At 67.4% G+C, this 22830-nt stretch carries 25 protein-coding genes; 2 read left to right on the top strand and 23 right to left on the bottom strand.

Annotated elements, in window-relative coordinates; all coding sequences use genetic code 11:
• Window positions 1-195: 195 nt before the first annotated feature.
• Genes bioB through VGC56_RS07600 form a run of 10 tightly spaced genes read right to left on the bottom strand, consistent with a single transcriptional unit; the run spans window position 196 to window position 9057 of the window.
• On the bottom strand, window positions 196-1215 hold the full coding sequence (gene bioB / locus VGC56_RS07645; protein ID WP_464124285.1) for a biotin synthase BioB: 1020 nt from the start codon (window positions 1213-1215) through the stop codon (window positions 196-198).
• Complete coding sequence (locus VGC56_RS07640) at window positions 1215-1820, bottom strand: hypothetical protein (protein WP_464124284.1); 606 nt, start codon at window positions 1818-1820, stop codon at window positions 1215-1217. Before VGC56_RS07640 ends, bioB begins: the two co-directional genes overlap by 1 nt.
• The gene (gene scpA / locus VGC56_RS07635; protein WP_464124283.1) at window positions 1817-3964 is read right to left on the bottom strand and encodes a methylmalonyl-CoA mutase; all 2148 of its coding nucleotides are present in this window, start codon (window positions 3962-3964) and stop codon (window positions 1817-1819) included. The genes VGC56_RS07640 and scpA overlap by 4 nt, the downstream gene beginning before the upstream one ends.
• Window positions 3961-4233: a type II toxin-antitoxin system RelE/ParE family toxin gene (locus VGC56_RS07630; RefSeq protein WP_464124282.1), complete on the bottom strand. Its 273-nt coding sequence runs from the start codon at window positions 4231-4233 to the stop codon at window positions 3961-3963. The genes scpA and VGC56_RS07630 overlap by 4 nt, the downstream gene beginning before the upstream one ends.
• On the bottom strand, window positions 4233-4487 hold the full coding sequence (locus VGC56_RS07625; RefSeq protein ID WP_464124281.1) for a hypothetical protein: 255 nt from the start codon (window positions 4485-4487) through the stop codon (window positions 4233-4235). Before VGC56_RS07625 ends, VGC56_RS07630 begins: the two co-directional genes overlap by 1 nt.
• A gap of 44 nt (window positions 4488-4531) precedes the next feature.
• Entirely contained in the window at window positions 4532-4948 is a 417-nt protein-coding gene (mce, locus tag VGC56_RS07620) for a methylmalonyl-CoA epimerase (RefSeq protein ID WP_464124280.1), read from the bottom strand.
• A 13-nt stretch (window positions 4949-4961) separates the two neighbouring features.
• Window positions 4962-5939, bottom strand: a complete 978-nt coding sequence (locus tag VGC56_RS07615) for an SHOCT domain-containing protein (protein ID WP_464124279.1) — start codon at window positions 5937-5939, stop codon at window positions 4962-4964.
• A gap of 43 nt (window positions 5940-5982) precedes the next feature.
• Entirely contained in the window at window positions 5983-6675 is a 693-nt protein-coding gene (locus VGC56_RS07610) for a TlpA disulfide reductase family protein (protein WP_464124278.1), read from the bottom strand.
• Between the two features lie 22 nt (window positions 6676-6697).
• Window positions 6698-8230: an acyl-CoA carboxylase subunit beta gene (locus VGC56_RS07605; protein ID WP_464124277.1), complete on the bottom strand. Its 1533-nt coding sequence runs from the start codon at window positions 8228-8230 to the stop codon at window positions 6698-6700.
• Between the two features lie 47 nt (window positions 8231-8277).
• Window positions 8278-9057 (bottom strand): enoyl-CoA hydratase-related protein, encoded by a 780-nt coding sequence (locus tag VGC56_RS07600; protein ID WP_464124276.1) that lies wholly within the window; start codon window positions 9055-9057, stop codon window positions 8278-8280.
• An 84-nt stretch (window positions 9058-9141) separates the two neighbouring features.
• On the opposite strand from VGC56_RS07600, the gene VGC56_RS07595 reads away from it, so the two are divergent.
• Entirely contained in the window at window positions 9142-9672 is a 531-nt protein-coding gene (locus VGC56_RS07595; RefSeq protein WP_464124275.1) for a TlpA family protein disulfide reductase, read from the top strand.
• A 13-nt stretch (window positions 9673-9685) separates the two neighbouring features.
• Here the strand turns inward: VGC56_RS07595 and VGC56_RS07590 are convergent, their stop codons facing one another.
• The 12 genes from VGC56_RS07590 to VGC56_RS07535 form a co-directional block, all read right to left on the bottom strand.
• Window positions 9686-10573 carry a hemolysin family protein gene (locus VGC56_RS07590; protein WP_464124274.1) on the bottom strand — a complete coding sequence of 296 codons (888 nt, stop codon included), beginning with the start codon at window positions 10571-10573 and terminating at the stop codon, window positions 9686-9688.
• Complete coding sequence (gene ybeY, locus VGC56_RS07585) at window positions 10573-11082, bottom strand: rRNA maturation RNase YbeY (RefSeq protein ID WP_464124273.1); 510 nt, start codon at window positions 11080-11082, stop codon at window positions 10573-10575. Before ybeY ends, VGC56_RS07590 begins: the two co-directional genes overlap by 1 nt.
• A complete protein-coding gene (locus VGC56_RS07580) occupies window positions 11079-12080 on the bottom strand; it encodes a PhoH family protein (RefSeq protein WP_464124272.1) in 1002 nt (333 codons plus the stop codon). The genes ybeY and VGC56_RS07580 overlap by 4 nt, the downstream gene beginning before the upstream one ends.
• Window positions 12080-13411: a tRNA (N6-isopentenyl adenosine(37)-C2)-methylthiotransferase MiaB gene (miaB, locus tag VGC56_RS07575; RefSeq protein ID WP_464124271.1), complete on the bottom strand. Its 1332-nt coding sequence runs from the start codon at window positions 13409-13411 to the stop codon at window positions 12080-12082. The genes VGC56_RS07580 and miaB overlap by 1 nt, the downstream gene beginning before the upstream one ends.
• A 7-nt stretch (window positions 13412-13418) precedes the next feature.
• Window positions 13419-14162, bottom strand: coding sequence for a lysophospholipid acyltransferase family protein (locus tag VGC56_RS07570; RefSeq protein ID WP_464124270.1), 744 nt, complete (start codon window positions 14160-14162; stop codon window positions 13419-13421).
• Window positions 14159-14584, bottom strand: coding sequence for a Fur family transcriptional regulator (locus tag VGC56_RS07565; protein ID WP_464124269.1), 426 nt, complete (start codon window positions 14582-14584; stop codon window positions 14159-14161). The genes VGC56_RS07570 and VGC56_RS07565 overlap by 4 nt, the downstream gene beginning before the upstream one ends.
• A 73-nt stretch (window positions 14585-14657) precedes the next feature.
• Window positions 14658-15083, bottom strand: a complete 426-nt coding sequence (locus tag VGC56_RS07560; RefSeq protein ID WP_464124379.1) for a Ros/MucR family transcriptional regulator — start codon at window positions 15081-15083, stop codon at window positions 14658-14660.
• A gap of 114 nt (window positions 15084-15197) precedes the next feature.
• A complete protein-coding gene (gene rimI / locus VGC56_RS07555; protein ID WP_464124268.1) occupies window positions 15198-15668 on the bottom strand; it encodes a ribosomal protein S18-alanine N-acetyltransferase in 471 nt (156 codons plus the stop codon).
• Window positions 15665-16276 (bottom strand): tRNA (adenosine(37)-N6)-threonylcarbamoyltransferase complex dimerization subunit type 1 TsaB, encoded by a 612-nt coding sequence (gene tsaB, locus VGC56_RS07550; protein WP_464124378.1) that lies wholly within the window; start codon window positions 16274-16276, stop codon window positions 15665-15667. Before tsaB ends, rimI begins: the two co-directional genes overlap by 4 nt.
• Window positions 16277-16365: 89 nt before the next feature.
• Window positions 16366-16941: a NifU family protein gene (locus tag VGC56_RS07545; RefSeq protein ID WP_464124267.1), complete on the bottom strand. Its 576-nt coding sequence runs from the start codon at window positions 16939-16941 to the stop codon at window positions 16366-16368.
• A 48-nt stretch (window positions 16942-16989) separates the two neighbouring features.
• Window positions 16990-18234: a cytochrome P450 gene (locus VGC56_RS07540; RefSeq protein WP_464124266.1), complete on the bottom strand. Its 1245-nt coding sequence runs from the start codon at window positions 18232-18234 to the stop codon at window positions 16990-16992.
• A 10-nt stretch (window positions 18235-18244) separates the two neighbouring features.
• Window positions 18245-20089, bottom strand: coding sequence for a di-heme-cytochrome C peroxidase (locus VGC56_RS07535; protein ID WP_464124265.1), 1845 nt, complete (start codon window positions 20087-20089; stop codon window positions 18245-18247).
• A gap of 213 nt (window positions 20090-20302) precedes the next feature.
• Here VGC56_RS07535 and VGC56_RS07530 point away from each other — a divergent pair, with 213 nt between their 5' ends.
• Complete coding sequence (locus tag VGC56_RS07530) at window positions 20303-20923, top strand: M12 family metallopeptidase (protein WP_464124264.1); 621 nt, start codon at window positions 20303-20305, stop codon at window positions 20921-20923.
• 14 nt (window positions 20924-20937) lie between these two features.
• Here the strand turns inward: VGC56_RS07530 and VGC56_RS07525 are convergent, their stop codons facing one another.
• Complete coding sequence (locus tag VGC56_RS07525) at window positions 20938-22803, bottom strand: autotransporter domain-containing protein (protein ID WP_464124263.1); 1866 nt, start codon at window positions 22801-22803, stop codon at window positions 20938-20940.
• Window positions 22804-22830: the final 27 nt, after the last annotated feature.

Below are 22830 nucleotides of genomic sequence, written 5' to 3'. Positions count from 1 at the left end.
AGAGAATTCGGGCCCAATAGAGGAAGAAGGCGGTGACGAAGGTCGCCGTCCTCATCATCGGGGGCGCGCTGGGGACGGGCCCGCCAGGGCAATAGTCGAAGCACCGATCGTCAATGCCAATCGCCGTGAGCGCGGCATAGGCGAGGAGAAGCACGGCAGCTGACCACAGGGTCGCCATTGCCCCCTTCCGCCACGTCACTCCGCCGCCACCCGCGCCGGCTCGGCACTCTCCATCGCCCGAAGCCCGAGCTTCTCAAACAGCGCCGCGTCGGCACCGGCGCCCGCATTGCCCGTCGTCAGCAGCTTGTCGCCGGTGAAGATGCTGTTCGCCCCGGCGAGGAAGCACAGGGCCTGGGTGGCCTCGCTCATGCTCTCGCGGCCGGCCGAGAGCCGCACCATCGAGCGGGGCATCAGGATGCGGGCGACGGCGACGGTGCGGACGAACTCGATGTCGTCGATCTGCGCGAGCGGGGTGCCGGCGAGCATGTCACCGAGCACGGTGCCCTTCACCGGCACGAGGGCGTTGATCGGCACGCTCTCAGGATGCGCCGGGAGGGTGGCGAGGGCGTGGAGGAAGCCGATTCTGTCCTCCCGGCTCTCGCCCATGCCGACGATGCCGCCGCAGCACACGGCCATTCCGGAGGCGCGGACGTGGCTGAGCGTGTCGAGCCGCTCCTGATAGGTGCGGGTGGTGATCACCGCGCCATAATGTTCGGGCGAGGTGTCGAGATTGTGGTTGTAATAATCGAGCCCCGCCTCGGCGAGCCGGTCAGCCTGCTCTTGCGTGAGCATGCCGAGCGTCATGCAGGTCTCGAGCCCCATCGCCTTGACGCCCGCCACCATCGTGCAGAGCGCATCCATGTCGCGCTCCTTGGGCTCCCGCCACGCCGCGCCCATGCAGAAGCGGCCGGAGCCGCTCGCCTTCGCCTCCGCCGCGGCGGCGAGGACGGCGGCCACCTCCATCAGCTTCTCGGCCTTGAGCCCCGTCTTTGCGTGCGCCGACTGGCTGCAATAGCCGCAATCCTCCGGGCAGCCGCCGGTCTTGATCGAGAGGAGGGTGGAGAGCTGGACTTCGTTCGGCGCGTGATGGCGGCGGTGGACGGTCTGCGCCTCCAGCACCAGGTCCAGGAACGGCATGTCGAACAGCTGCGCGATGCTGCCGCGCGTCCAGTCCGTGCGAGGCTGCTGCCGCGGCGAAGAGTCGATCACGGTCATCACTCCTTCGTCGCCTCGTCGAGCGAATAGGCGAGCCCCCGGCGCTTCGCCTCCTCGAGGATGGCGGGGGCCCGGGCCTCCCACTCGGGAGTCCAGAATTGCAGCGACAGGTGAACGGTCTGGCCATTGGGCCCGGGATTCATGAGGTGCAGCTGTGCGACGCCTCCGGCTGCGTCCCACGTCCAGCGGGTATGTCCGCCGTCGCGGGTCAGCCGGGCCGCGGGCGCGCCCTTCCTGACCATTGCATCGACAGCGGCCTCGACGGCCGGGGCACTCACTTTCTTCGCGGTCGCGGCGAGGAGGTTGCACTGGGGCACCGCCAAGCCTCTGAGCTCCGCACGTTCGGTATTGAAGGAGGCGTCCGCGTAGGCGGAGCGCCAATCGTCGGCGTAGGCCCGATGTGAGGGTCGATACTCGTATTTCCAGGATGAGGCCCTCACGGCCGCTTCGAACCCGTCGCGGTCGAACGGTTTCGCGAGGCACACGGCCTGAAACTCGGTGGTGATGCGTTCCAGGTCGGTTCCTCGCACGCTCAGCGGCTCGAATGCGTCTCTGCGCGTCATCGGCGGTTGCGCCTGGGCGAGGAGCAGCAGGAACAGGATCATTCGGCGGCTTCCTCGATCGGGGGCAGGTTGTGGCCCAGGAGCTTCAGCACCTCGCCGGCGGCGTCGACGAGGTTCGTCCCCGGCCCGAAGATCGCCTGGACGCCGGCCTCCCGCAGCATGTCGTAATCCTGGGCGGGGATGACGCCGCCCACCACCACCTTGATGTCGGGCCGGCCGAGATCGCGCAGGCGGCCGATCAGTTCGGGGACCAAGGTCTTGTGGCCGGCGGCGAGGCTGGAGGCGCCGACCACGTCGACCTCCTTTTCGACCGCCATGCGGGCGCTTTCCTCCGGCGTCTGGAACAGCGGCCCTGAGACGATGTCGAACCCCAAGTCGGCGAAGGCCGAGGCGACGAGGTTGGCGCCGCGGTCGTGGCCGTCCTGCCCCATCTTGGCGACCAGCATGCGCGGGCGGCGGCCGAGCCGGCGCTCGACGGCGCCGACGCCCTCTTCCGCCTGCGCCCAGCGCGGATCGCCCGCATAGGCGCCGCCGTAAATGCCCTTCACGGGCGTCGGCACGGTGTCGTAGCGGCCCCAAGCCTCCTCCAGCGCCGCGCTGATCTCGCCGAGCGTGGCGCGGGCGCGCGCGGCCTCGACGGCGAGGGCGAGGAGGTTCGTGTCCAATCCTCCCCGCGCCGCTTCCGTCAGCGCCGCAAGCGCCGCGCGACAGGCCGCCTCGTCACGGCCGCTGCGCACCCTTTCGATCCGCGCGATCTGGCCGGTGCGAACCTTGTCGTTGTCGACTTGGAGGATGTCGAGCGGCGCTTCGTCCTGCAGCCGGTAGCGGTTGACGCCGACGATCACCGTCTCGCCGCGGTCGACCCGGGCGGCGCGCTCGGCGGAGGCTTCCTCGATGCGGCGCTTGGGCATGCCGTCGCGCACCGCCGCGGTCATGCCGCCGAGGCCCTCCACCTCTTCGATCAGCGCCCAGGCCTTGTCGGCGAGCTCCTGCGTCAGGGCCTCGACATAATAGGAGCCGCCCAGAGGATCGGCGACGTTGGTGATGCCGCTCTCCTCGGCGAGGATCAGCTGGGTGTTGCGGGCGATGCGGGCCGAGAAATCGGTGGGGAGGGCGATCGCTTCGTCGAAGCTGTTGGTGTGGAGCGACTGGGTGCCGCCGAGCACGCCCGCCATCGCCTCGATCGTGGTGCGGACGATGTTGTTCCAGGGGTCCTGCTCGGTCAGCGAGACGCCCGAAGTCTGGCAGTGGGTGCGCAGCATCAGCGACTTGGGGTTGCTGGCGCCGAAGCGGTCCATGATCCGGTGCCAGAGGGTGCGGGCGGCGCGGAGCTTGGCGATCTCCATGAAGAAGTTCATGCCGATGCCGAAGAAGAAGCTGAGCCGCGGCGCGAAGGCGTCGACGTCGAGCCCCTTGGCCTGCGCGGCGCGGACATATTCCATGCCGTCGGCGAGGGTGAAGGCGAGCTCCTGCACCGCCGTCGCCCCCGCTTCGAGCATGTGGTAGCCGGAGATCGAGATCGAGTTGAAGCGCGGCATGTTCGCCTGGGTGTAGGCGATGATGTCCGCCACGATCCGCATCGAAGGCTCGGGCGGGTAGATATAGGTGTTGCGGACCGCGAACTCTTTCAGGATGTCGTTCTGGATCGTGCCCGACAGCTGGTCCTGTCGCACCCCCTGCTCCTCGGCGGCGACGATGTAGAAGGCCATGACCGGCAGCACCGCGCCGTTCATCGTCATCGACACGCTCATCGTGTCGAGCGGAATGCCGTCGAACAGGATCTTCATGTCGTCGATCGTGTCGATCGCGACGCCGGCCTTGCCGACGTCGCCGGTCACCCGCGGGTGGTCGCTGTCATAGCCGCGGTGGGTGGCGAGATCGAAGGCGACCGAGAGGCCCTTCTGCCCGGCGGCGAGGTTGCGGCGGTAAAAGGCGTTGGAATCCTCGGCGGTGGAGAAGCCGGCATATTGCCGGATCGTCCACGGCCGGCCCGTATACATCGAGGCATAGGGGCCGCGGGTGAACGGCGCGAAGCCGGGGAGGCCGGGGTGGATTCCGGCGGCGTCCTCCGCCGTGTAGAGCGGGCGCACCCCGATCCCTTCCGGCGTGTGCCAAATGAGGTCCTTGCCCTTCACTTCCTTCGAAGCGGCGGCTTGCCAGTCGGATCGGGTGGGTCTGTGGCTCATAGGATTTCGCGGCTGCTTTGAACGCGCAATATTTCAATCGCGTCGGGCGTCACCCGGTAATCGATCACGTATTGTATGTCAGCCACAGAAACCCGGCGGACCCCGGCGGGGCGATGGGGCCGCCCAGCCGAAGGCGTGGTCGTGAGCGCGTCGACGCGGGCAAGCAGCCGTCGCTCGACGCGATCGGCCCAGTCGAGGCTCCGTTCAAGGTTGAACCTGTAGATGCGTTGGAAATCCGCTTCGGCTCGCGCCGAGAGATAGAGGCGCACTATTCCGCGGCTTCGGACCGATAGCGGCGCCGCCGCTCGGCGAGGCGCGCCTTGACCTCCTCGAGCGGATAGAAGGGCCCCTTCATCCTCTCTCCCAGATCAGCGATGTCGTCGCGCGTGGACCGCAGATAGTGCTGCAGCGCCTCCTGCAGCAGCACATCGAGCGGCTCCTCACGGTTGCGCGCCCATTCTTCCAGATCGGAAAGGTCGCTCGGCGAGACCTGGATTGTGACGGGTATGGAAGGCTCAGTCATTGGGCAATTCTACTCCTCCGAGGGCATGAACGCCAGAAGCGGCCTCAATGGTCCTTCGGGCTTTCCATGATCTCGGTGAGGATGCCGCCCATGTCCTTGGGATGGACGAAGAAGATCGGGGTGCCGTGCGCGCCGATTCGCGGTTCGCCGAGCACCTTGGCGCCCTTCGCCTCGAACCAGGCCTTCGCCGACTGGATGTCCGGCACCTCGTAGCAGAGATGGTGCTGCCCGCCGGCGGGGTTCTTGGCGAGGAAGCCGTGAATGGGGGAATCCTCCCCCAGCGGCTCGATCAGCTCGATCTGCGTATTGGGCGTGTCGACGAAGCAGACCTTCACCCCCTGCGCCGGCAAATCGAACGGCTCCCGGACGACCTCGGCGCCCATCACGTCACGGTAGAAAGCGATGGAACGCTCGATCGACGGCGTCGCCACGCCGACATGGTTGAGGCGGCCGAGCTTCATCGCACATCTCCACTCAGCATTGGGTCACCCGGCTCTCGCCTCCCTGCAGCACGAACTTGCCGCCCTGCTTCACCCAGCTTTCGAGGAAGGTCTCGGAGCCGGAATAGGAGATGTCGAACGATACGTCCTTCTTCAGATTGACGATCCGGCCGTCGATCACGACCTTCGGGGCATCGTCGGTGACGGCGCCCTCATTGTCGTAGTGGAGCCGGATCGGTCCGGATGTCACCGGTCCCCCCGGGGCGAACTCGGTCAGGGTCGCGATCGTGCAGACATGGCCCTGCCCCATGCCGCCGCCCTGCGCGTAGATGCCGGGAAAGGCGGTGAAGGCGCTTGTCAGCTTCCACTTCGGCGCTGCACCCCACCCGGCGCCGGGCAGGAAAGCGGGCCACGACCCAGTCACTTCGAACTTGTCGCCCGCGGCCTTCAGATAATGGACGGCGAGCGTGCCGGCGCAGGCGTGGCAATCGGCGCTCGCCTTCGCCGGGCTGATGAGCACGGCGCGGTCGCCGATCCAGAGGATGTCGGCGGGACGGTAGGTGACGGTCTGCCCCTCGACCTGCGCCTTCGCCTGCCCCAGCGCGCCGCCGAACGCGGCGGCGAAGGCCCGGCCGAGCTGCTCCGGCTTGGGCAGCGACCGCACGTCCTGCACCGGCGGCGGCGCCTGGACGAGGTTCATGTCGGACGGGCTCTCCGCCGGCGGCGGCGCGTCGATGACATTGGAGGCGCCGCTCTGATCAGCGCCGGCGGTGCGGCCAAGCATCACGCCCACCGCCACCGCGATGGCGAGCCCGCCCGCGCCCAGCAGCACGTAGAGCGGCGTCCGCGACTTCGGGGCGGCGTCAACATCGATCTCGGTAACCCGCTCCACCGCGGGCCCGTTGTCGTAGCCGAGCAGGCGCCTTTTCTCCGCCTGAAACTCCTCGTCCGTCAGCGCCCCGCTCTCGCGCAGCCGCTGCAGCCTCTCCAATGCGTCGTAGCGGTCGCTCATTCTCTCCCCTCAGAGCGGAATATTGTCATGCTTCCTTCACGGATTAGGTGCCTACGACTTTTCTGATCGCCTGTCCGATGCGCGGGTCCGCGCCCGCAGCTAAACCCCCCGCAATCACCTCCGTCGGATTGCCGGCGCGGTCGTAGACGAGGACCCGCGGCACGCTCAGCTGGTCAATTCGAGTGAGCTTCAGGAATTCCTTGGGATCGATCATCGTGAGCCCCAGCGCCTCCGCTCCCGTCTGGCGCAGGAACTCGGGACCCTTCTGAGCCTCGGCTTTCGGGTCTCCGATGTTGAGATAGGCGATGTTCAGCTGATCGGGCCGGTATTCTTTGCGGAGCCGCGCAAGTTCGCGCGCCTCCAGCTTGCACGGAACGCACCAGCTCGCCCACGCCGCGATGATCGTCGGCGTGCCTGGAGATGCCACAGACGCCAAGGTGCTCGACGGCTTGCCCTGGCGGGTGACGCTGAGAGCCCCAGCCTGCTCAAGCGGAAGCGGCAGAGTGTTTTGCACCTTCGCGAACTGGGCTTCCAGCTTCTTCTTTTCCCCAGGGCTGAGCTTCTCGAAATTCGCTTTCGCCTCGGCGATCTTCGCCTTCATCTCGACGTTGATCGCCTCATCGTCGGAGCTTGCGTTGCGCGAGGATGCATCCTGCGATTCCCTTTGCTGCTGACAGCCCACGCTCGCCATGAGGATGGCTCCCGCAAGCGCGGCACAGGTCCAGCTTCTCTTCATCGGCGGTCTCCTGAGCTCCATCTCACAGCGGGATATTGTCGTGCTTTTTCCAAGGATTTTCGAGCTGCTTGTCGCGCAACTTCCTGAGGCCCAGCGCGATGCGGCGGCGAGTGGAATGGGGCATGATCACCTCGTCGATGAAGCCCTTCGACGCCGCCACGAAAGGGTTGGCGAAGCGGGCTTCATAGTCGGCGGTTCGGGCGGCGATCTTGTCCGGGGCGCCGATGTCCTTCCGGAAGATGATTTCCACCGCGCCCTTGGCTCCCATGACGGCGATCTCCGCCGAGGGCCAGGCGTAGTTCAAATCGCCGCGCAGATGCTTGGACGCCATGACGTCGTAGGCGCCGCCATAGGCCTTGCGGGTGATGATGGTGATCTTGGGCACCGTCGCCTCGGCGTAGGCGAAGAGCAATTTCGCGCCGTTCTTGATGATCCCGTTATGCTCCTGCGCGACGCCGGGGAGGAAGCCGGGGACATCGACGAAGGTCAGGATCGGGATGTCGAAGGCGTCGCAGAAGCGGACGAAGCGCGCCGCCTTCTTCGAGGACGCGATGTCCAGGACGCCGGCCAGCACCAGCGGCTGGTTGGCGACGATTCCAACGGTGCGGCCCTCGATGCGGCCGAAGCCGACGATGATGTTGGCGGCGTGGCCGGGCTGGATCTCGAAGAAGTCGCCTTCGTCGACGACCTTCCGGATCAGCTCGTGCATGTCATAGGGCTTGTTCGAGCTGTCGGGGATCAGGGTGTCGAGGCTGTCCTCCACCCGGTCCCACGGATCGTCGCAGGGCCGCTCCGGCAGATCGTGGCGGTTCGAGAGCGGCAGGAAATCGAAGAAGTCCCGGGTGGCGAGGAGGGCGTCGATGTCGTTCTCGAAGGCGACGTCGGCGACGCCCGACTTGGTCGTGTGGGTGACGGCGCCGCCCAGTTCCTCCTGCGTCACCACCTCGTTCGTCACCGTTTTCACGACGTCGGGGCCGGTGACGAACATGTAGCTCGAATCCTTCACCATGAAGATGAAGTCGGTCATCGCCGGCGAGTAGACCGCGCCGCCCGCGCAGGGCCCCATGATCAGGCTGACCTGGGGGATGACGCCCGAGGCGAGCACGTTGCGCTGGAACACCTCGGCATAGCCGGCGAGGCTGGCGACGCCTTCCTGGATGCGCGCGCCGCCGCTGTCGTTGAGGCCGACGACCGGGGCGCCGACCTTCATCGCCATGTCCATGACCTTGCAGATCTTCTGCGCATGCCGCTCCGACAGCGAGCCGCCGAACACCGTAAAATCCTGCGCGAAGACGTAGACCAACCGGCCGTTGATCGTGCCCGAGCCGGTGACGACGCCGTCGCCCGGCACCTTCTGCGCCTCCATGCCGAAGTCGGCGCAATTATGCTCGACGAACATGTCATATTCTTCGAAGCTGCCCTCATCGAGCAGCACCGACAGGCGCTCGCGGGCGGTGAGGCGCCCCTTGGAATGCTGCGCCTCGATGCGCTTTTCACCGCCGCCGACGCGGGCGGCGCGGCGGCGGGCTTCGAGTTCTTCGATCGTCGTGGCCATGGCGGGTGCTTTAAGACTGCCGCCGGAGGGAGGCAATCCGCCCGGCGCTACCGGCCTTCGAACCGCGGCTGGCGCTTCTGCAGGAACGCCACCACGGCGCCCCGGAAATCCTCTGTCGCCCCCGCCTCGCGCTGCGCGGCCCGCTCGGCGGCGAGCGCGTCGGTGAGCGGCACGTCCTGCGCGGCGCGGGCGAGCTTGCGTATGAGGGCGAGCGCCCGCGTCGGGCCCTGCGCCAGCTGGGTCGCCAGCGCGACGGATTCGGAGGCGAGATGCTCATCCTCCACCACCCGCGAGATCATCCCCCAATCGCGCGCCTGCTCGGCCGAGATGCGCTCACCCAGCATCATCATCTCCAGCGCCCGCGCGCGCCCGGCGAGGCGCGGGAGAAGCCACGTCGCCCCCGCATCCGGGATCAGGCCGATGTTGACGAACGCCTGGAGGAAGTAGGCCGAGCGCGAGGCGACGACGATGTCGGCGGCCAGCGCAAGCGAGCAGCCGGCGCCGGCGCAAGGCCCCTGCACCGCCGCCACCACAGGGATGGGCAGCGCGAACAAAGCCTCGATCAGCGGATTGAAATGCTTCTCCAGCGCCGCACCGGCGTCCTCCGGCAAACCGCCCCCGCTCGCCAAGTCCGCGCCGGAAGAGAAGCCCCGCCCCTCCCCCGCCAGCAGCAGGCACCGTGCGCCGGAGCGCCCCGTCTCCTCGACCGCGGCCCGCAGCTCGTCGACCGTCTGGCCGGAGAGTGCGTTGAGCTTGTCGGCGCGCGCAATGGTCAAGGTGGCGACGGCGGCGGGGCCGATCTCCAGCCGGACATGCTCATAGCCCATATCGTCTCTCCCCTGGCGCCGCGTGCGTCCGCGATTGACACAGCCGCGCCGCGCCAGCAACTTCGCCGCGGGTCAGAACAGGGGATGAAAATGAATATCGTGGTGCGTGGGCTCGTCGCAGCGGCGGCGCTGAGTATCTCTGCAGCGGCGATTGCGGGCAAGCCGGCGAAGGTGGGCGAGGCTGCCCCGCCTTTCACCCTCCTCACCTACGACAAGCACAAGCTGAGCCTCGACGATCTCCGGGGGAAGGTGGTCGTCATCAACCATTGGGCGACCTGGTGCGGCCCCTGCAAGGCGGAGATGCCGATGATGAGCGGCTTCCACCACCGCTTCAAGGACAAGGGCTTCGAGATATTCGGCGTCACGACCGAGGATTCGGTGCCGGCGGGACAGCTCAAGCGGCTCTCGGAAGTCCTCTCCTATCCGCTGGTGCGGCACTTTTCGGGAAATTACCCGATCCTCACCGGCGTCCCCACGTCTTACGTCATCGATCGCAAGGGCGTGGTCCGCTACGCCAAGGCCACGGCGTTCAGCGAGCGCGATTTCGTCGAGCTGATCATCCCGCTCCTCAACGAGCCGGTCCCGGCCGCGGCGGCGCAGACCGCGGCGAAATAGCCACGCGGCCGCTTCACTCGGTGAGCGCGCCCTCCTCCGGGGCGTGGAGGCGGAGGCGGGTGACGCGGCGGGCGTCGCTGTCGGTGATCTCGAGGCGCCAGCCGGACGGATGCTCGACCACCTCTCCCGGCTGCGGGACGTGCCCGGCAAGCACGGTGGCCAGGCCGCCCAGCGTATCGACATCCTCCTCGACGGCGCCGAGACGCGCGTCGACGGTCTGGGCGACGTCGTCGAGCTCGGCGCGGGCGTCGGCGTCCCAGATGCCCTCGTCGACCAGGATCAGGAGGCCCGGCGCCTCCTCGTCATGCTCGTCCTCGATCTCGCCGACGATTTCCTCGACCACGTCCTCGATGGTGACGAGCCCGTCGGTTCCGCCGAATTCGTCGACGACGATGGCGAGATGGACGCGCTCGGCGCGCATGCGGGCGAGGAGATCGAGGACGCCCATCGATTCGGGGACGTAGAGCGGCTTGCGGAGCAGCTGGGCAATGTCCTCCGGCGGCGGCGCGCCCGCCACCTGGACGGCGAACACGTCCTTCACATGGACCATGCCGACGACGCTATCGAGGCTCTCCTCGTAGACCGGCAGGCGGCTGTGCCCCGCCTCGGCGAAGGCGCGGACTAGCTCCGCGAAGCTGATGTCGCTCGGCACGGCGATGATGTCGGCGCGCGGAACGGCGATGTCGGCGACGTTGCTCTCGCCGAAGTGGAGGAGATTGCGCAGCATCTGCCGCTCGATCGGCGAGAGGTCGCCGACCGCGGGCGGCTCGCCCTCGTGGCTCTCGATCGCTTCCTCGATCTGGTCGCGCAGCGTCGCTTCATTGTCCTCGCCGAACAGGAAGGTGCGAAGCCCCTTCCAGAAGCTCGGCTGCGGCTCGTCGGCCGCCTCATGCTCAGCCATCAGCCGTGCACCCTGTACGGGTCGGCAATGCCGAGCCCGGCGAGCGCCGCACGCTCCAGCGACTCCATCGCTTCGGCCGCCTCGTCCCCCTGCTCATGGTCGTAGCCTAGCAGATGAAGGGTGCCGTGGACCACAAGATGCGCGGCATGGTCGGCGACGGAGATGCCCTTCTCCGCCGCCTCGCGGGCGCAGACGCCGTGCGCCAGCGCCAGATCGCCCAGCAGCACCTCGCCGCCATCGGTCTGCGCGAGAGAAGGCAGGAGCGCCGCTTCGAACATCGGGAAGGAGAGGACGTTGGTCGGCTTGTCCTTACCGCGATAGCTCGCGTTCAGGCCCTGCACCTCGTCATCGCCGGTGAACTTCACGGAGACTTCGACGGCAAGGCCGGACTCGATCAGCGGCGCGTGGGCGCTCGCCGCCACGGCGGCGCCGACGGCCCGCTCGGCGAGGGCCGGCCAGCCGGTGCTACTGTCCCATTCTTCGGAGACGTCGGCTTCGACCAGGATCACGCCTGCTTCCCCTCATAGGCCTCGACGATGCGGCCGACGAGCGGATGGCGGACGACGTCGCCTGCGCCGAAGCGGACCATCGCGATGCGCGGAATGCCGTCGAGCTTGCCGACCGCGTCGGCGAGGCCGGACGCGCCCGGATTGGGGAGGTCGACCTGCAGCGGATCGCCGCACACCACCATGCGGCTGCGCATGCCGAAGCGGGTGAGGAACATCTTCATCTGCGCCGGCGTGGTGTTCTGCGCCTCGTCGAGGATGATGAAGGCGTCGTTCAACGTGCGGCCGCGCATGAAGGCGATCGGCGCGATCTCGATTTCGCCGGACGCGATTCGCCGCTCGACCTGCTCCGCCGGTAGCATGTCGTAGAGCGCGTCGTAGAGCGGGCGAAGGTAGGGATCGACCTTCTCCTTCATGTCGCCGGGGAGGAAGCCGAGCCGCTCGCCCGCCTCAACGGCAGGGCGAGAGAGGATCAGCCGATCCACGGAGCCGCCGATCAGCTGCTGCACCGCCTGGGCGACGGCGACATAGGTCTTGCCGGTGCCGGCGGGGCCGAGGGCGAAGATCATGTCGTCGCGCGCCAGGGCCTCCATATAGGTGGCCTGCATCTTCGAGCGCGGGACGATCGTCTTCTTGCGGGTGCGGATCATGACCTTGGGCGGCTCCGCCACTTCGGCGGTGATGATGCCGTCGAGCGTCGGCTGGCCCGACATCGAGATGATCGCGTTCACCGTCTCGGCGTCGATGTCGTGGCCCTCGTCGAGGCGGTTGTAGAGGCCGATGAGCACGTCGCGCGCCCGCGCCGCCGCCTCCGGCTCGCCCTCGATCTGCGCCTTCGAGCCCCGCGCGGCGATATAGACGCCGAGCCGGTCCTCAATGGCGACGAGGTTGCGGTCGAACTCGCCGAACAGCGGCCCGAGCAGGTGCGGCTGCTCGAACTCGACTTCGAGCCGGGCGCGGGGCGCGGCGGCGGCTTCGGCGGCGGTCTTCTTCTGCGCCATCAGGCCGCCCTCTCCATCGCCGCGACGAGAACGCCGCGCAGGCTGTTCGGCCCACCATCCACCAGATCCACCTCGACGAGGCTGCCGATCGGCGCCTCCGTCTCGACGTGTACGGACTGGAGCCACGGCGACTTGCCGATGCGCTGCCCCGGCCGGCGGCCGTCCCGCTCGAGAAGGATAGCCGTCCGCCTGCCGACGCTGGCGCGGTTGAAGGCGTGCTGCTGCGTGTTGAGGAGGGCCTGGAGCCGCTGCAATCTCTCGTCCTGCACCTGGGGGGAAACCTGGCCTTCCATGGCGGCCGCCGGAGTGCCGGGGCGCGCGGAATATTTGAACGAGTAAGCCTGGGCGTAGTTCACCGCCGCGATGATTTTCAGCGTGTCCTCGAACTCCGCCTCCGTCTCGCCGGGAAAGCCGACGATGAAGTCGCCGGAGATGGCGATGTCGGGCCGCGCCGCGCGGACGCGCGCGATGACCCGCAAATAGCTTTCGGCCGAGTGGCTGCGGTTCATCGCTTTCAACACGCGGTCGCTGCCCGACTGCACCGGAAGGTGAAGGAAGGGCATCAGCGTCTCGACCTCGGCATGGGCGCGGATGAGGCCGTCGCGCATGTCGTTCGGGTGGCTGGTCGTATAGCGGATCCGCGCCAGCCCCGGCAGGCGGTCGAGCGCGCGGATGAGGCCGTCGAGGCCCTGCGCTACGCCCTTCTCGTCCTCGCCCTCCCAGGCGTTGACGTTCTGGCCGAGCAGGGTGATCTCCTTCGCGCCGGCGTCGACCAGCGCCCGCGCCTCGTCCATCACCGCCGCCCAGGGCCGCGAGACCTCGGCGCCGCGCGTGTAGGGAACGACGCAATAGGTGCAGAATTTGTCGCAGCCTTCCTGCACGGTGAGGAAGCCGCTCGGCCCCTGCCGGCGCCGCTTCGGAAGCGCGCCGAACTTGGAGAGGAGCGGCATGTCGGTGTCCAGCGCGGGGCGCCCCTCCGCCGCCTCGCCGACCAGCTGCGGCAGGCGGTGATAGGCCTGGGGCCCTACGACGATGTCGACGCTGGGGGCACGGCGCGGAATCTCGGCGCCTTCGGCCTGGGCGACGCAGCCCGCCACCGCAATCATCGGGCGAGAGCCGTCCTCGCGGCGCAGGCGGCCGATCTCCGAGTAAACCTTCTCCGCCGCGCGCTCGCGGATGTGGCAGGTGTTGAGGACGACGAGGTCCGCCTCCCCCGTCGCGCCGGCGGCGGCGAGGCCTTCTGCTTCGAGCAATTCGGCCATCCGCTCGCCATCATAGACGTTCATCTGGCAGCCGTAGGATTTGATCTGGAAAGTCCGGGGTTTGGGCATGCGGCGGCTATAGGCGATCCGGCGCCGGGCCGGAAGGCGTGGGGCCCAGCGCCTCCACAATTTCACGCCGCGCCTGCTGGACCAGGACCTTGCGGTCGCCCACCTCGGCAGGATCGACCGGCGCGAGGAAGCGGGCGACCACCGGGACGGTGCCTTTGCGGGAGAGGACGCGCCGCGCGTTGGCGGGGGCGGTCTCCTCCCCGATCCAGGCGAGGTCGTGCCCGGCGGCGCCGTAATCGAGCGCCACCGGCTGTACCTTCACGCCCGGCAGCGGCGGGAAGAGCGAGGCGAGGAGGCTCGCGCGAAACGGCAGGACCTCCATGCCGCCGTCCGTCGTGCCTTCCGGGAACAGCGCCACGGGGAGCCCGCTCGCGAGCGCCGTCCGAAGGGCGTCCGCCTGGTCCTTGACCGCGGACCGGGCGGTGCGGGCGATGAACACGGTGTTGTTGAGGCCGGCCAGCCATCCCACCACCGGCCAGCGCGCGACGTCGTCCTTGGCCACGAAGGCGGTGCCGCTCGCGCCGGCGAGGACGAGGATGTCGAGCCAGCTCAGATGATTGGCGACGAATAGGACGTCGCGCCGCAGCGGCTCGCCCTCGACCCGCACCCGCATGCCGGCGGCGAAGGCGGTCCAGCCGAGGAAGCGGCGCGGCCAGCGGGAGCCGCCGAGGAGGAGGCTGGCATAATGAAGCGGCACGCACACGAGCAGCCCGAGGACGATCAGCAGCGTGCGCCAGGCGAAGCGGATCAAGGCTTCTTCCGGTCGAGGGCGACGCCGTACAATTCCATGCGATGGTCGACGAGCCGGAACCCGAGCTTCTCGGCGATATGCCGCTGCAGCGCCTCGAGCTCGTCGTCGACGAACTCGATCACCCGGCCGGTCTCGACGTCGATCAGATGGTCGTGGTGCGTGGCATCCGCCGCTTCATAGCGGGAGCGGCCGTCGCCGAAATCGTGCCGCTCCAATATGCCCGCTTCCTCGAACAGGCGGACGGTGCGGTAGACGGTGGCGATGGAGATGCCGGGATCGATCGCCGCGGCGCGGACGTGCAGCGCCTCGACGTCGGGATGATCCTCGGCTTCCGACAGCACCCGGGCGATCACCCGCCGTTGCTCGGTGATGCGGAGGCCCTTTTCGGCGCACAAGGCTTCGATATCGATCCGGCGGGTCATGCCAGCACCGATTTAGACGAATCCACCGAAGGGTAAAGGCGGCCGGTCGCCCCCGGCCCGGCCGCCGAAAGGCTTATTTCGCGCGCGCCGTGCGGCGGCGCTTCGTGCCCAGGCCGATCTTCTTGGCCAGCGTCCGGCGCTGCTCGGCATAATTGGGCGCGACCATCGGGTAGTCCGCGTTCAGGCCCCACTTCTGGCGATATTGGTCCGGCGTCATCTGATAGTGGGTCATCAGGTGGCGCTTCAGCATCTTCAGCTTCTTGCCGTCTTCCAGGCAGACGATGAAGTCCGGCTTGACGGAGGAGCGGATGGACACCCGCGGCTCCTGCTTCGCCGGCTCCGGCTCCTGCGGCGAGCCAAGACCGCTGAGTGCGCCGTGGACGTTCGCGATCAGATTCGGAAGATCGTTCACGGCGACGCTGTTGTTGCTGACATGGGCGGAGACGATGTCCGCGGTGAGGGTGATTAGGGTCTCGTTCAATTCGTTGTTTTCAGCCATACCTATAGCCTGCGCACTTCCTACCACGAGGTTGATTTCATCGCCCCCGTGGCTCGAATGGTCCATTTCGGTGTATCTTACAAGTGAAAATTGCGCTTTCCGCAACTTTTCAGTCTAGGATGCGCGAGCGAGCGTAAGCGCGTCGTAAAGCTGGCCTCCGAAGCCATGATAGTAATTCCGGCGTCGGCCAACTTCCTCGAATCCGGCGGTTCTGTACAAGGCTAGAGCTGGGTTTCCGTCTCGCACCTCAAGATGAAGGCGCGTCGCGCCCCGGCGCTTAGCGACGCTCATGAAGCGCTTGAGGATCGCCTGCCCGACGCCGCGCCGCTGCGCGGCCCGGGCGACCGCGAGCAGCAGCAGTTCCGCTTCGCCGGCAATCGTCCGGCCGAGGCCGAATCCGACAATTTGCGGCCCGAGCCGCGCGACCGTCAGCCAAACGCCGGGCATCGGCATCAGCCCCGCGCATTGCGGACCTGTCCATGCCTCACCGTAGGTCGGGTCGAAGCTGTCATGCATGACCTGCATGACGTCGTCGAGATCGGCGATGCCGCCCTCCGAGAGGGTGAGGACGGTGGTGGCGCTCATCCCGGCAGCTTCGCGTCGGGTGCGCGGCCGTAAATCGGCACCGGCGCCAGCGTGCGCAATGCAAGCGGCAGCAGCCGTGCGTCGGCGGCGCGCGCCACGGCATCCCTCGCCTCGCCGTGGCCCCGCAGCGCAACCAGCGAAGCGGCCGCCGAGCCGATCACCAAAGGTGCCTCCAGCGCCGCGGCAGCGGCGTCTGGCGCCAATGAGGCGAGCGGGCCGAGGGGGCGGAGCGGGTCATCGCCGAAATCCTGCACGAAAATCTGTCCATGTCCTCCATGGAGCGCGACTCCGACGAAGCCGCCGGGTTCCCTCACGGCCGCTGCGGCGAGCAGGCTCATCGAGGAATAGCCGGACAAAGGGGCGCCCCAGCCGATGCGGAGACCCTGCGCCGCCGCGAGGCCGACGCGGACGCCGGTGAAGCTCCCCGGCCCGCAATCGACCAGGATCGCTGCGGGGCGGCGGCCTGCCAGCAGATCGTGGATCATCGGCAGCAGGCGCTCGGCATGGCCGCGGCCGACCAGCGCATGCGCTTCGGCGACCACGGCGCCGTCCTGGACAAGAGCCACCGAACAGGCCGGCGTCGCCGTCTCGATGACCAGGGTGAGCATCTCAGCCACGGGCCAGACCCGTCACCGGCCGGCACCCGCGAAATAAAATGGGGAACATCGGCCCGGGTTTCGCCGCGGCGCGCCCGAAGTCAAACGGCTTCCACCGCCTCGACTTCGGGAACATAGTGTTTCAGCAGGCTCTCGATGCCGTGCTTCAACGTCATCGTCGAGGACGGACAGCCCGCGCAGGCGCCCTGGAGCGCGAGGTAGACCTTCCCGCCGCGAAACCCCCGGTAGACGATGTCGCCGCCGTCGCCCGCCACCGCCGGCCGCACCCGCGTCTCGATCAGCTCGCGAATCTGCGCGACGATTTCGGCGTCGGCGGGATCGTCGCCATGGTCGGCGTCGTCGGCGTCGACGGCAATTCCGCCGGCGCTGCCCGGGTTGAACAACGGCGCGCCGCTGGCGAAATGGTCGAGAAGGACGCCGAGCACCTGCGGCTTGAGCTGCCGCCAGTCGGCGCCAGGACCGGCCGTCACCGACACGAAGTCACGCCCGAAGAACACGCCATCGACATCCCCAGTCGAGAAGATCGCCTCCGCCAGCGGCGAAGCCTGCGCGTCCTCGGGACTCGCGAAGTCCCGCGTCCCCGCCTCCATCACCCGCTGTCCCGGCAGGAACTTGAGCGTCGAGGGATTGGGAGTCGTTTCGGTCTGGATCAGCATGGCGCCGATGTGGCCCCGCGCGCGCAGCGGATCAAGGTCCGCGACCTCTCACGCGTTCCAGCGCAGCGCCAAATGCTCCGGAACCCCCTGCTCGTAGCCAAGCCCCCCTTCGGCGTGAACGCCCGGGAGGCGCAGCACCTGGCGCACCATCTCGGGGATCATCTCGGCGGCAATGGCGCGGCCGAGGCATTCGTGGTGGCCGTAGCCCAGCGTGAAGGTCTGCCAGATCGACCGGCTGGGATCGAAGGAAAGCGGATCGGCGTAGACAGCGTCGTCGAACATGGCGCTGTGGGTGCACAAGATGACGATCTCGCCGGGCTGGACGGTGACGGGATGGGGCGTGCCGCCGGCCAACAGCGTCGGCGTGTGGCAGACGCGAAAGAAATAGGGGAAAGCGGGGCTGTAGCGCAGCGCCTCGAAGACATAGCCGTCGAAGTCCCTGGCGTCGTCCCCGGCCGCGGCGGCGACCGCCTTGGCGAGAATGTCCGGCCGTTTGAGCAGCTCGGCAAGCGCATTGCTGACGGCGTTCGAGGTCGTCTCGATCGTCCCGATGAGCAGGCCGCCGGCATTGAAGAGCACCTTGGACAGGCTCCACTTCAGGCCGCCCGAGCATTTGAGCCGCAGCAGCCGGGTGACCGAATCGGTGCGGTTGCGATGGAGCGCGAGCTGGACGCCGCGCGTCAGCAGCACCCGGCCGAGGTAGAGCGCGAGGCGGATGCCCGCCATCTTTCGCTCGGAGACGACATGCTCCGGATCGGAGATGACGTCCTTGTCGAACGGCTGGTTGTGAAACGCATCCTGCTGGTTCCAGTAGGACCATTGGATGAGCTTTCCCGCATCGCTGCCGGTAAAGCCGAAAAACTCCTGCACCACCCGCGCCGGCACCATCCGGGTCAAGGCTTGGGGTGCGTCGATCGCACCCTTGGCGTCGCGCAGGATGCGCGCCGCTTCCTGGCCGACGAAGGCCCGGATCGCGGGGATGTCCTCGAAATCGAGGATCGCCTTCATCACGGACTTGTCACGCCAATGATCGGGCGTGTCGTCCTGGGCCATGAAATAATCGCCCTGCTTGGGCTTGTAGAGGTCGACTCCGAAATCGTGCCACCGCTGCAGCGCCAGCGTGCAGTCGGCATGACGGGTGACGAACAGCATGTTGTCCGGCAGGCGCAGCACCGGCCGCTCCGCGCGCAGCTCCGCGAAGAAGGGCTGGCGCTCCTTGAGCATCAGCTGCCGGACGAGCGGCCACTTCTCCGCGTCGGGCGCGGCGTCGATGCGGTCGAGATAGGCTCCCATCCCCGCCGCCTCAGAGCGACTTCAGATATTCGAGAAGCGCCAGCCGCTCGGGTTCGGTGAGGTTCCCGACGTTGTAGTCATGCCCCTCGTTCGAATTGCCGTTGCCGACCGCGTTGAAGGTGAAGCTGTTGCCCGGCGCGGAAGCATCGGTGACGTAGCCGCCCTTGGCCGGGTCATAATTGCGGGTGCCGACATTGAACGTCTTCGGCCGATCGGCAGGTGCGCGCAGCAGGTCGTACAGCGTCGGCACGGAGCCGTTGTGAAGGTACGGCGCGGTCGCCCAGACGCCGTCGAGCGGCCGCGCCTTGTAGGCGAAGAGCGGGCTCTTGGCATTATAGCATTGGGCGAGACGGGCATCCCGCTTCATCTGGGGCGTCTGCTGATCCCCGGCCTTGATCACCCGCGGCAGCGGCTGGACGCCGAAGAAGATGTCGACCGCGGTGGCGGCGAGCTGCTGCCACTTGCCGATGAGCGTGCCGATCACCGTCGTGGCGAGCATATCCGAGAGCTGCGCCTGGGCCGGCAGCGGGGTTCCCTTGATGTAGCTGGATGGCACCCCCTGCAGATTTCCGGCGTTGCTGGCATAGGTGAGCGCGTTGCACGCCATCCAGGGATCGGTGTTGTTGCGGTTCGGACTGGTGGGCGACCCGGTCAGCGGCGTCATGTGGATCTGGAAGATGTCGGTGCCGGCGGGCACCATCGTGTGGCAGCCGATGCAGCCCTTGCTCTCGTAGAGCGTCTTGCCCTGCGCGACCTTGCCCTGATCGAGCTGGCCCGGCCATTTCGGCGGCTCGAGCTTGCGAAGCACCTCCTCAAGGCTGTTGAGGTTCGACGCCTGGATGCTGGAATTGTAGCCCGTTTTCTCCATCCGGGACGCCTTGCGGAGATCGACGTCGCCGAACACGCCGACCACCTCTCCCACATTGCGCCCCAACGCGCCGTAATCGAGATAGCCCTGACCGATGTTAAGCCGTTGCGTCTTGACGATGCCGTCCCATTGAAGCTGGCTTTGCCGGTAGATGTCCCAGAGGAACGGGTAGCTGACCGGCGCGTCGGACGGATTGGGCTTGGCTGGCGGCAGCTTCAGGCTCTTGTCGGGATCGTAGGCCGCCAGCTGGGCGACCTTGTTGAAGATATGCCCGACAGCGTCGAGGCGACCGAAGCCGGGGCTGACATTGTTCGCATTCAGCTGCGCGTTCGCCGTCTCCCAGGCGACGAGCTTCGTGAGCTCGGCCTTCAGAAGTCCGCGGTTGGCCGGGCTGTCCTTGCCCGTCAGCACCTTGGCGGAGAAGCGATCGAGCTTGGCAGCGTCGTTGAGCGTCGCGCTGAGCGCCGCGTCGATCTCCTGGATGAATAACTGGAAGTCGACGAGGCTTGGCGCACCGTCCACGGTGATCGCCTTACCGGCGAACTCCATTTGACCGGTGTGGCAGGCCGAGCAGTTCAGGCCGACCCATTTCTCGTTGCCCGGTTGCTGCGCGTACCACCGCAGCTTCGTGAAGGTGAGCTTGCTGTCGTCCTGCTGATCGATCGCGAACCCAATCGGGAGCTTTGGACTTGCCGCCGACTCGGCGAGAGGAAGGAAGCGGAACTTCGCCATGTTGTTCTGGTCGAAGAAGAGCTGGTCGTTGTCCTTCTGCTCCAGCACCTGCGCCCATGCCCACGGCAACAGCCGCGACCCCTGGGTCGCCTGGTACCACGCGACTCGCTGATCGTTGTTCCACCCCTGCACGCTTGCGGCAGGCTTCGGACCGCTCTGATTGCTCAGGCTGCCGTCTTTGCAGGCGGCCAGGGCGAAAAGCAGCCCCGCGCCCACAGTCAGTGATATTGTGCTTACTTTACCAGCGCTTGTCATCGCAGCCCCCCGGCGACGTAAATCGCATCATGCGTTTGCGCCCACCCTTTATCGCCGAGATAACCAGCGACAGTAGAACGGGCGCCAAGTGCACAATCGGTATTATTTACCGTCCGAAGTCAACCGCTTTCGCGGCCGATATGATGCGAATCGGTGTTGCCGGTACTGATCACCGTGCGCATACTAGCCGGCGATTCAGCGGGGAGGGGCGAGATGGGGGTCGCGATAACCGGGCAGCAATTTCTTTGGCCCAATAGAACAATTGCTTACGTGATCGACCCCGATTTTCCGGATTCCGATCTTGTGCTTGCGGCGATCGAGCATTGGAACGAGAAGAGCGTCATCCGCTTCATGCCCCGCCAGGCCCAGGTCGATTATGTGCTGGTGACCAGCGTGCCGGGCGGCGCGAATTCGGATGTCGGCCGACGGACAGGGCAGCAGCAGGTCTGTCTCGGGGAGGGATGCCCTGTCGGATCCATCATCCATGAGCTGGGCCATACGATCGGGCTGTGGCACGAGCATTGCCGCCATGATCGCGACACGTTCGTCACCGTCGATTTCCCCAACATCGACCAGGGCAGCTGGCAGAATTTCGCCATCGACTCGATCGCCGACGAGCCGACCCCGACAACCGACGTCGGGGACTACGATTTCGGATCGATCATGCATTATTCGGAAACCGCGTGCGCCTTCATCGACGACACGCCGGTGCTGATCCCGAAACAGCCGTTGCCGCCGGGCGTCGTCCAGGGACAGCGGGACGGTCTCAGCCCCGGCGACCTCGCCAGCGTCGCCGCTTTGTATGCGGACGTCGCGCCTCCGGCCGGGAGCTGAGTCTTCGCCGCGGGCTAGAAGCCGACCTTCAGCGCCGCGAAGCCCCCGAGGTCGTTGCCGCCGCGCCGCTCGAACGAGCCGCTGCCCTGGACCTGCAGCGACACCGCGCCGCCGAGCGCGAAGTCGGCGCCTGCCGTCACCCGGCCGTAGGTCCGCTTGGTGCGGTTGCCGAGCGCGTAGCTGTTGACGATCACCGGCGCGGCCGTCTCCGAATAGGAGATGATGCGGCCGTCGCCCTCGAAATCCTTTTCCGCCAGCACGTCGGCGTAGGGGCGGACGGCGAGGCCGCCCATCTCCATCGTGCCGCGAAGCTCGAGCCCGGCGCTTCCGGTCAGCGCCTTCAGCCGCTGGCGCTGGACGTTGAGCGTCAGCACCGGATCGCCGGTCTCCGTATAGGCATCGATCTTGGTGCGGGCATAATTGACGGCCGCGACGGGGCCGACGCGCAGGCCGCCGGTGTCGAACAGATATCCCGCCTTCGCGCCCGCGAGCATGTTGTGGCCCTTGGGCGTGGCATGGATGTCGTCGATCACGGCGCGGCGGTTAATCCGGTAATCGACCCAGCCATAGCCGGCATAACCCTGGAGGAACGCGCCGCCCGAGGCGAAGCCGGCATAGGCGCCGACATGCCAGGCGGTCGCGCGAATGCTGCCGGTGCCGGTGTTCATGTCGGCCCGCGGGCGGCTGTACTGGATGGCCCCGCCGATGACCGCCGGACCCATGTCATATTCCGCGCCGCCGCTGACGCCGAACGTGTCGAGCGTATAATCGAGGCTGGTGTTGGTCGAGCGCTGGCGCTGGTGCTCGGTGCTGCCGCTGACGAAGAAGTGGATGCCGCCGCCGTCCGCGGCCTCGGCGCCGCTCCGCGCCTTGGACAGATCGAGCCTGCCGCCCATCAGCTTCGCGAAGCCGTTCGCCGCCTGCAGCCCGGCGTCGGTTTGCGCCTGGAACTGGAGCGGCGCCTCGAGCTGGCGCACCGCATATTTCCCGACGATGGCGAAGCCCGCCGAGGTCAGATGGAGGTTGTCGACGTAGAACAGATATTTGTCGAGCAGCTCGGGATTGGTGGTGACGCAGGCGACGGGGCAGGCGCCGGCGCTCTGCAGGCCGAAGGCGCTGAGATTGGCCGCGACCTGATCGCCGATCTTGTTCAGATCGAGATAGTTCACGATCACGCCGCGGCCGGCATAGCCGGCCAGGACCGGCTGCATCCCGGTGTTGAAGGCGGTGGAGTAAGCCGTTCCGATTTGGGCGATGGGCTGGCCCACAACCTCGGGGAGGCGGCCGGTGTCGCCGGCGAGGAAGGTGATGTTGCGCGCACCGGCGCCGACCAGGGCGTCGAGACCGACCTTGGTCTCCGCGACCTTCTGCGTCGCCTGCCCCGGGACGCCGGCGAGGAGGGTGGTGATCTGCGCCGCCGTCGGCGTGTTGCCGAGGCTCTTTTCATAGGCGCGCGCGTCGTTGCCGCCGATCGACAGGACGAGGAGGTCGTTGGGCCCGAACGTCCCGCTCACCCGCGGAAAGGAGGCCGGGCCGCCGCCCGCCAGAAACGACTGATATTCGGTGACGAAGCCGGGGATGCCGGGTCCGTTGATGTTGCCGTTGTTGGTGAAGGCGCCGCCGATCGCGAAATTGTCGTCCCGCACGCCGAGGATCTGCGACATCGTGTCGACGAAGTTGGTGCCGTTCGAGAAGCGGCCGTTGGCATAAACCGCCGGCGGCGCCACGCCGAGCAGGCGGAAGAGGTTGCCGGTATCGGCATAGCTGTCGCCGAACGCGACGATGCGGCCGACCCGCTGCGCCGAGGCCGGCGCCGCTCCCATCGTCAAAGCCGCAAAAGCCGCCCCCGCGCACAGGAGCTTCGCCGAAAAACGCGCCATGAAAACACCCTCCCCATCGGCCGCCCC

The sequence above is a fragment of the Allosphingosinicella sp. genome (genome assembly GCF_036403745.1).
Classification (GTDB): Bacteria; Pseudomonadota; Alphaproteobacteria; order Sphingomonadales; family Sphingomonadaceae; genus Allosphingosinicella.
The sequence above is the reverse complement of the archived record's forward strand: the minus strand, read 5'-3'. Positions and strand labels throughout refer to the sequence as shown.

Coding starts and splice junctions, on each gene's coding strand:
- VGC56_RS07640 (WP_464124284.1), bottom strand. CDS start 1,820: ATGATCCTGTTCCTGCTGCTCCTCGCCCAGGCGCAACCGCCGATGACG.
- VGC56_RS07530 (WP_464124264.1), top strand. CDS start 20,303: ATGGGGGTCGCGATAACCGGGCAGCAATTTCTTTGGCCCAATAGAACA.
- VGC56_RS07540 (WP_464124266.1), bottom strand. CDS start 18,234: ATGGGAGCCTATCTCGACCGCATCGACGCCGCGCCCGACGCGGAGAAG.
- VGC56_RS07565 (WP_464124269.1), bottom strand. CDS start 14,584: ATGACCCGCCGGATCGATATCGAAGCCTTGTGCGCCGAAAAGGGCCTC.
- VGC56_RS07580 (WP_464124272.1), bottom strand. CDS start 12,080: ATGGCGCAGAAGAAGACCGCCGCCGAAGCCGCCGCCGCGCCCCGCGCC.
- VGC56_RS07605 (WP_464124277.1), bottom strand. CDS start 8,230: ATGGCCACGACGATCGAAGAACTCGAAGCCCGCCGCCGCGCCGCCCGC.
- VGC56_RS07560 (WP_464124379.1), bottom strand. CDS start 15,083: ATGGCTGAAAACAACGAATTGAACGAGACCCTAATCACCCTCACCGCG.
- rimI (WP_464124268.1), bottom strand. CDS start 15,668: ATGAGCGCCACCACCGTCCTCACCCTCTCGGAGGGCGGCATCGCCGAT.
- VGC56_RS07545 (WP_464124267.1), bottom strand. CDS start 16,941: ATGCTGATCCAGACCGAAACGACTCCCAATCCCTCGACGCTCAAGTTC.
- VGC56_RS07625 (WP_464124281.1), bottom strand. CDS start 4,487: ATGACTGAGCCTTCCATACCCGTCACAATCCAGGTCTCGCCGAGCGAC.
- VGC56_RS07525 (WP_464124263.1), bottom strand. CDS start 22,803: ATGGCGCGTTTTTCGGCGAAGCTCCTGTGCGCGGGGGCGGCTTTTGCG.
- VGC56_RS07535 (WP_464124265.1), bottom strand. CDS start 20,089: ATGACAAGCGCTGGTAAAGTAAGCACAATATCACTGACTGTGGGCGCG.
- VGC56_RS07600 (WP_464124276.1), bottom strand. CDS start 9,057: ATGGGCTATGAGCATGTCCGGCTGGAGATCGGCCCCGCCGCCGTCGCC.
- VGC56_RS07590 (WP_464124274.1), bottom strand. CDS start 10,573: ATGGCTGAGCATGAGGCGGCCGACGAGCCGCAGCCGAGCTTCTGGAAG.
- tsaB (WP_464124378.1), bottom strand. CDS start 16,276: ATGCTCACCCTGGTCATCGAGACGGCGACGCCGGCCTGTTCGGTGGCT.
- miaB (WP_464124271.1), bottom strand. CDS start 13,411: ATGCCCAAACCCCGGACTTTCCAGATCAAATCCTACGGCTGCCAGATG.
- VGC56_RS07615 (WP_464124279.1), bottom strand. CDS start 5,939: ATGAGCGACCGCTACGACGCATTGGAGAGGCTGCAGCGGCTGCGCGAG.
- VGC56_RS07610 (WP_464124278.1), bottom strand. CDS start 6,675: ATGAAGAGAAGCTGGACCTGTGCCGCGCTTGCGGGAGCCATCCTCATG.
- scpA (WP_464124283.1), bottom strand. CDS start 3,964: ATGAGCCACAGACCCACCCGATCCGACTGGCAAGCCGCCGCTTCGAAG.
- mce (WP_464124280.1), bottom strand. CDS start 4,948: ATGAAGCTCGGCCGCCTCAACCATGTCGGCGTGGCGACGCCGTCGATC.
- bioB (WP_464124285.1), bottom strand. CDS start 1,215: ATGACCGTGATCGACTCTTCGCCGCGGCAGCAGCCTCGCACGGACTGG.
- VGC56_RS07595 (WP_464124275.1), top strand. CDS start 9,142: ATGAAAATGAATATCGTGGTGCGTGGGCTCGTCGCAGCGGCGGCGCTG.